The sequence below is a fragment of the Arthrobacter sp. Y3223164 genome, from assembly GCF_059091005.1.
The window spans coordinates 1-3,769 of sequence record NZ_JBNHGF010000280.1 but is presented as its reverse complement, the minus strand read 5'-3'; the positions used below and the strand labels follow the sequence as shown (position 1 = coordinate 3,769).

At 67.3% G+C, this 3,769-nt stretch carries 5 protein-coding genes; all 5 read right to left on the bottom strand.

The features are described 5' to 3' along the window. Nucleotides 1–521: AAA family ATPase (locus AC5RUJ_RS12570; RefSeq protein ID WP_494155941.1), on the bottom strand; the 521-nt coding region annotated here is incomplete at its 3' end. A 39-nt stretch (nucleotides 522–560) separates the two neighbouring features. Continuing rightward, nucleotides 561–1,385, bottom strand: a complete 825-nt coding sequence (locus tag AC5RUJ_RS12565; RefSeq protein WP_494024943.1) for a fumarylacetoacetate hydrolase family protein — start codon at nucleotides 1,383–1,385, stop codon at nucleotides 561–563. A gap of 106 nt (nucleotides 1,386–1,491) precedes the next feature. Further along, nucleotides 1,492–2,487 carry a cation diffusion facilitator family transporter gene (locus tag AC5RUJ_RS12560; RefSeq protein WP_494001174.1) on the bottom strand — a complete coding sequence of 332 codons (996 nt, stop codon included), beginning with the start codon at nucleotides 2,485–2,487 and terminating at the stop codon, nucleotides 1,492–1,494. Then, nucleotides 2,484–2,966 carry a transporter substrate-binding domain-containing protein gene (locus tag AC5RUJ_RS12555; RefSeq protein WP_494001175.1) on the bottom strand — a complete coding sequence of 161 codons (483 nt, stop codon included), beginning with the start codon at nucleotides 2,964–2,966 and terminating at the stop codon, nucleotides 2,484–2,486. Before AC5RUJ_RS12555 ends, AC5RUJ_RS12560 begins: the two co-directional genes overlap by 4 nt. Before the next feature lie 64 nt (nucleotides 2,967–3,030). Beyond that, the coding region (locus tag AC5RUJ_RS12550; RefSeq protein WP_494155940.1) for a PHP domain-containing protein at nucleotides 3,031–3,769 on the bottom strand (739 nt) is incomplete at its 5' end.

The following is a 3,769-nucleotide window of genomic DNA, read 5'->3' as shown; positions in this document are numbered from 1 at the left end:
TCGTCCAGCAGGCGCAGTGCCTGGCGGGCAAAGTAGCCCAGCTCCGGGTCGTGCCGCTTTCCTTCCAACTCGGTGATCACCACCACCGGCAGGATCATCTGGGCGTCGTCCACCACGGCGGCCACAGGTCCCTCCTGGGCCAGCGAACGCAGGACCCAGGAGGCGGAATAGGTCAGGGCGTCCTTGTGCAGCGGACCGCCCGCGTAGGTCAGGAAGGAATGCAGCACCCGGCCCTGCCCGTCGAAGGGCGGGCCGTGGTCCGGCACCTGCTGGGCCAGCGGCGCGAACCACTGCCAGAACATGGATCCGGGCAGCGAACGGCGGGCGGCGCCGGCCGCCCGCAGCAGTTTCCAGCCGCGCGCGGAGGCCTCGGCGCACACCGTCTCCAGCAGGGATGTCTTGCCGATTCCGGACGGGCCGCTGACGGTCAGTTCGATGCTGCGGCCGGATTCCACGGCAGTGGCGAGGTCGCGCCACTGCGCCACCTCCCGGTCACGCCCAAACAGCCGTGTTTGTGCCACTCCTTGATCCTAGGACGCCGGAGGAAGAAATTCGACGTTTCAGCGCGGCTCTTCGGCCACGCAGCGGTTGTGCAATTCGCCGATTCCCTCGATCCTCGTCACCAGCCGCGCCCCGGCGGGAATCCACTCGCGCGGTTTCCGGGCCAGTCCCACGCCGGCCGGGGTGCCGGTGGCCAGCAGGTCACCGGGTCCCAGGGTCATGAACTGGCTGACGTAGGACACCAGTTGCGCGCAGGAGAAGATCAGGTCCGACGTGTTGCCCGACTGCTTGGACACGCCGTCCAGCTCGCATTCCACCGCCAGCCCCGCCTCCGGATCCAGCTCGTCTGCCGTGACGACGACCGGGCCCACCGGAGTCATCCGGTCCCAGTTCTTGCCCTGGAACCATTCCGAGGTGCGGCCTTGCCAGTCACGGACGGAGACGTCGTTCATCACCGTGTAGCCGGCGATCGCGTCCCGCGCGGCGGCGTCGTCGGCGTACCGGATCCGGGAACCGATCACCACGGTCAGCTCGGCCTCCCAGTCGATCTTCGTGCTGGCCGCGGGCAGCACCACGTCGTCCACCGGGCCGACCAGCGCGTTCGGGTACTTGGTGAAGATGGTGGGGTATTTGGGAACCTCCTGGCCCACTTCTTCGGCGTGCGCGTAATAGTTCAGGCCGGCGCAGAGGATCTTGCCCGGATGCAGGATCGGCATGTCCAGCTCCGACGCCGCCGGCGCAGGGCCCCGCTCGCCGGGCAGGGTCCGCCAGTCCCCACCCCTTAGCAGTTCGCCGACATCCCTGGCCGGCAGGTAGTCGGTGGCACCGCCATCCTGCCGGAACGCCTGCGTGGTCCCGTTCCGCCGTACTGTCCCCAGACGCATCTGTACCTCCTTGCGGCAGCCGTGCACCGCCGTCGTGATGTTGTCAGGCCCTGGCAGCAGGGCCTCCTTGCACGATATATGGTGGGGCGCGCCGCACGGGGAGCGCTCAGAGGTTCCTCTCGGACTGGCGCTCCGATGCTCCGCCTGCTTCCTCGGGCAGTTCGGAGACCGGCACCAGAACCGTGTCGTGGATCATCCAGTGCAGATCGATGCAGCCGTCCCGCGCCTCTTCGAGGACATCGACCGCGGGGACACGTCCGTCGCGGGGGACGACGAAGGCCTCAACGTGCAGCACGTGGCCCTGGTCGCGGACACGCGAGCCCGCTTCTTCTACCCATTCCAGTTGGCGCAGATAATCATCGATGCGTTCGATCAGCGGGTGGGGCTCCGAGTCGTCGAAGGTGGTGGCCCGGGTGTCCATCAGGTCGGTGACGGAGCTCCGCATGTTTTTGTAGCCGTCGCGCAGAATTCCCCCGGCGATGAACAGCGCGGCGGCGGCATCGGCCCACCACAGACCGATTCCGATGCCGGCGACCCCGACGATGGAGCCGGCGGCGGTCTTCCAGTCCGCCTTGTTCATGTCCGCATCCGCATAGAGGACCTTGTCATGCAGCTGCTCGGCGAGTTTTTCCTTGGCCCGGCCGAGCAGGACCGGAGGGACGGCGGTCGCTGCCATGACGGCGATCATGAGCCAGCCGAGCCAGATGGTGTGGCCGAGCAGCTGGACCGATCCGATGGGCGGGTGCTCCCCCTTCAGCAGGCCCATGCCTGAGTCGACGACCAGGAAAGCGCCCATGGTGCAGAGTGCCACCGCGGCCACCAGATGCGCGATCCCGGTCGACCGGTGGTACCCGTAGGGGTACTTCCGGTTGGGGGGCCGGTTAATGATCTTCATCGCCAGCAGGAACGCAATGGGAGGGGCGAGGGAGAGCATGTCTTCGATCCAGGCCGCCTTCATCGCCTGCGAATTACCCATAACCAAAAAGACCAGCGTGACCGACACGGCCAGGACCGCGATGGTGATCCACTGGATCTTGATGGCCCGCCGAAGGGCCTTTTCCTGCTCATCGGGCAGCTCGGTGCGGCCGAATTTGGTATTCATCCCTGTTCCTTCCGATCAAGAAGAAACTTTTCCAGTTCCCGCAGGAAGGCATTTTCGCCCATCTTCGACGCCATGACGTATTCTTCCTTGCCTCCGTCGGGGGCCCGGCCCTCGGCGTAGGGCTGGGTCAGGGCTGCCTTGTCCGACCAGGGCGACTTTTTCGTCAGGCCGCCGATGACAAGGTCAAGTTCGCCGCGTTCCAGCTGCCCTATCAGGGATTCCTCGCCGGCCGCCGCCCATTCGATGGTCGCGTCGCGGGTCGCCGCGAATTGCCTCACCAGGTCCGCCTCGGAGCCCGTGGGCTCCGCGCCGTCCCGGATTTCCGTCCAAGGCGGGTTGTGCGAGACACCCACCCTAAGAGTTCCGCCGCTGATGCGGTCCAAGGTCCCTTCCGGGTCCGCAGGCACCTGCAGCCCGCAGGAGGTCATCAGCAGCATGACCAGCACCGCAAAGGCCGCCTTGGAAAAATTGTTCAGCATACTTCAGGACCATAGCTAAACCGGCGGCGTTTTGGGGAAGCCCGGGTCCGCCCGAGCAGGCGGGCTACCGGCCCTCGCGGCACCACTCGAGCAGGCGCTCCACCGGCCAGGTCGTGATAATCCGTTCGGCCGGGACGCCGTTTGCGGCCGCCCGTTCGGCTCCGTAGTGGAGGAAATCGAGCTGCCCCGGCGCGTGGGCGTCGCTGTCGATGCTGAACAGGCAGCCGGCGTCGAGGGCCAGTTGGATGAGCTCGTCCGGAGGGTCCTGCCGCTCGGGCCGGGAGTTGATTTCGACGGCGACGTTGTTCGCCGCGCAGGCTGCGAACACTCGCCCGGCGTCGAACTCCGACTGCGGGCGGGTGCCGCGCGATCCCTTGACCAGCCGCCCGGTGCAGTGGCCGAGCACGTTGGTGCGCGGGTTCTCGATGGCGCCCAGCATCCTGCGGGTCATGGTGCCCCGGTCCGACCGCAGCTTCGAATGCACGCTGGCGACCACCACGTCCAACCGGTCGAGCATCTCCGGTGACTGGTCCAGCTCGCCGCTCTCCAGGATGTCGGCTTCGATCCCGGTCAGCACCCGGAAGCCGTCCGCTGAAGCGTTAAGCTCTTCGACCAACTCGAGCTGCCTGGCCAGCCGCTCCGCGCTGAGGCCGTTGGCGACCGTGAGGTTGGGCGAGTGGTCGGTCAGGGCAAGGTAGTCGCGGCCGAGCCAGCGGGCGGCATCGGCCATGGCTTCCGGCGGCGAGCCGCCGTCGGACCAGTCGCTGTGGCTGTGCAAAGCGCCGCGGAGGGCCTGGGGCAGC